This window comes from Rhizobacter sp. P2_H3 (assembly GCF_056403355.1).
The window spans coordinates 1-2,455 of sequence record NZ_JBFUFQ010000418.1 but is presented as its reverse complement, the minus strand read 5'-3'; the positions used below and the strand labels follow the sequence as shown (position 1 = coordinate 2,455).

5 protein-coding genes are annotated in these 2,455 nt (G+C 72.2%); 1 reads left to right on the top strand and 4 read right to left on the bottom strand.

The features are described 5' to 3' along the window. The 3 genes from AC1D1T_RS31790 to AC1D1T_RS31780 all read right to left on the bottom strand — a co-directional run. A partial coding sequence (locus tag AC1D1T_RS31790; protein WP_477993353.1) for a TPM domain-containing protein occupies positions 1-612 on the bottom strand: 612 nt, incomplete at its 3' end. Then, complete coding sequence (locus tag AC1D1T_RS31785) at positions 609-1,238, bottom strand: LemA family protein (protein ID WP_477828551.1); 630 nt, start codon at positions 1,236-1,238, stop codon at positions 609-611. The genes AC1D1T_RS31785 and AC1D1T_RS31790, both read right to left, overlap by 4 nt. 18 nt (positions 1,239-1,256) lie before the next feature. Further along, positions 1,257-1,907, bottom strand: coding sequence for a BON domain-containing protein (locus AC1D1T_RS31780; protein WP_477828550.1), 651 nt, complete (start codon positions 1,905-1,907; stop codon positions 1,257-1,259). A gap of 118 nt (positions 1,908-2,025) precedes the next feature. Between AC1D1T_RS31780 and AC1D1T_RS31775 the strand changes: the two genes are divergently transcribed. Next, entirely contained in the window at positions 2,026-2,259 is a 234-nt protein-coding gene (locus AC1D1T_RS31775) for a YgaP family membrane protein (protein WP_477828549.1), read from the top strand. Here AC1D1T_RS31775 and AC1D1T_RS31770 read toward each other — a convergent pair. Next, the coding region (locus tag AC1D1T_RS31770; RefSeq protein WP_477993351.1) for a P-loop nucleotide/nucleoside kinase family protein at positions 2,217-2,455 on the bottom strand (239 nt) is incomplete at its 5' end. The two genes, AC1D1T_RS31775 and AC1D1T_RS31770, sit on opposite strands and share 43 nt — an antisense overlap.

Genomic DNA, 2,455 nt, shown 5'->3' with positions numbered 1-2,455 from the left:
GCCCAGCACCGCGCGCAGCACCCCGCCGACAGCCAGCGCCGCCAGCAGCACGAACGGCAGGCCGCGCGGCAACTCGCCGATGTCCTGCGCGCCGTCGCGCGGTGCCGCCGCGGGCAGTGGTTCGCCGTCGACGATGCCGATCATGCGGTCCACGCCGGCCGCGACGCCGCCGGCGACATCCTGCTGCCGCAGCCGCGGCACGATCACCTCGTCGATGAGGCGCTTGCAGGTGGCATCGTTGAGCACGCCCTCCAGGCCGTAGCCCACCTCGATGCGCAACGCCCGGTCGTCCTTCGCGATCACGAGGATCGCGCCGTCGTCCACCTTGCGCCGCCCGAGCTTCCACTGCTCGGCCACGCGCAGCGCGTACGCCTCGATCGGCTCGGGCTGCGTCGTCGCGACGATCAGCACCGCCAGCTGGCTGCCCTTGCGCGCCTCGAACGCGGCAAGCTTGCGCTCGAGCTCGGCCTGCGCGGAGGCGCTCAGCGTCGCGGTCAGGTCGGTCACGTGGCCGCGCAGCGGCGGCACCGCGACCAGCGCGGCGGCACCGTGCACGCCGCAGGCGAGCAACAGCGCGCACAGTGCCACCCGCGCCGCGCGTGCGGCGTTCATCGCGATGCCGCCGGTGCCGGCGGCGGCGCGCCGAAATCCACCCGCGGCGGCTGGGCGATCGCCCGCTCGTTGTCGACCGCGAAGTTCGGCTTCTCCTGGAAGCCGAACGCCATCGCGGTCAGGTTCGACGGGAACGAGCGCACCGTGACGTTGTAGGCCTGCACCGACTGGATGTAGCGGTTGCGCGCGACCGCGATGCGGTTCTCGGTGCCCTCCAGCTGTGCCTGCAGGTCGCGGAAGGCCTGGTTCGCGCGCAGCGTCGGGTAGTTCTCCGAGACCGCCAGCAACCGCGCCAGCGCGCTCGACAGCTCGCCCTGCGCCTGCTGGAACTTCTGGAACGCCTGCGGGTCGTTGACGAGCGCCGGCGTCGCCTGCACCGCGGTCGCGCGGGCGCGTGCCTCGACCACGCGGGTGAGCGTCGATTGCTCGAAGTCCGCCTCGGCCTTCACGGTGGCCACCAGGTTCGGCACCAGGTCGGCCCGCCGCTGGTACTGGTTGACGACCTCGGACCAGGCGGCCTGGGTCTGCTCGTCGCTGCCTTGCAACGTGTTGTAGCCGCAGCCGCCGAGCACGAGTGCCGCGGCGCAGGCGAAAGCGAGCGACAACGCCCGCATGAATGGATGCATGAAGGATCTCCTCGGGCGTCAGCCGACGGTCAGGTCGTTGACCACCGTCCGCACGCCGGGCGCCGCCCAGGCCACGCCCTGCGCGGCCTCGCGCTCGTGCCACGAATCGACGCGGCCGGTCAGCCGCACGGTGTGGCCCTCGACGCTCACCTGGATGCGCTGGCTCTCGCGCAGCGTCTGGCGGATCAGCGCTTCCTCGATCTTGCGTTTCAGGTCGTCGACCTTGGGCTGCGCGCGCAGCGCGATCAGGTTGCTGATGCCGACCACGCCGGCCAGCGGGCGGATGGCCTTCTCGACGCTGCGGCGCTGGTAGTCCCAATCGACCTCGCCGCGCAGCGTGACCCAGCCTCGTTCCACGGTCAGCTGCACCGCACTCGGCGACACCGCGGTGTTCCAGCTCAGCGCCAGTTCGGCGTTGGCAGCGATCTCGGTGTCGCTGCGCAGGTGCTCCTTCAGCAGCCGCACGTCCAGCTCCACCGCGAGCGCCCTGACGCCGGCCACGCGCTGCGCGGCGCGCACCGCCGCATGCTTCTGCCCGAAGGTGCCGATGTGGCCCGTCAACGTGACGACGCCATCCTTCACCGCGACGCCGATCTGGGTGGCATGCGTGGCGGGATCCCACGCCAGCTCGGCCGAAACTTCCTGCTTGAGTTGCTCGTCGGTCTTCATGCTTTCTCCTGTGTGAAACGGGGTGACCGATCCAATCTAGGCGTTGCACGGGCACACACCTTGCGCTTGATCAACGCAGGCCGCGATGCGCCTCGCACATCGCGGTCCGTCGCTTTGCATGACGAGGGTTGCGCCCTGTCCCGACACCACCCGCCGGCAGGCCCGACGCGCGCCTCGGAGATCCTCGCCCGCACGGCGGCTGCGGGCCGGCCTCACGCTCATCGCGCTGGCAGCGCTCTCGGTGCTCGGCCCGTGGGCCTGGATCGGGGTCGTGCCGCTGCTGACCGGCGCGTTCGGCCGCTGCCCGGCCTACCTGCCGTTCGGCATCAACACCTGCAGGCTGCCGCGCTGAGCGCGGGGCAGCGCGAGGCAGCGCGCGGCCAGTGCCGCCGCCTGCAGCGGCCGGGTCGCGTCGATCGCGATGCAGCGCGGCTGCTCGTCGACCGCCAGCGGCTGCTGCCGTGCCGCCAGGTGCTCCAGCACCGTGCCGTCGGCCTCCGACGGGTCGTCGCCGCGCGCGCGGCGGGCGCGCACGCGCTCGTGCAGCA

Excerpts from the sequence above, each read along its gene's own strand:
- AC1D1T_RS31780 (WP_477828550.1), bottom strand. The coding sequence starts at position 1,907 with ATGAAGACCGACGAGCAACTCAAGCAGGAAGTTTCGGCCGAGCTGGCG.
- AC1D1T_RS31785 (WP_477828551.1), bottom strand. The coding sequence starts at position 1,238 with ATGCATCCATTCATGCGGGCGTTGTCGCTCGCTTTCGCCTGCGCCGCG.
- AC1D1T_RS31775 (WP_477828549.1), top strand. The coding sequence starts at position 2,026 with ATGACGAGGGTTGCGCCCTGTCCCGACACCACCCGCCGGCAGGCCCGA.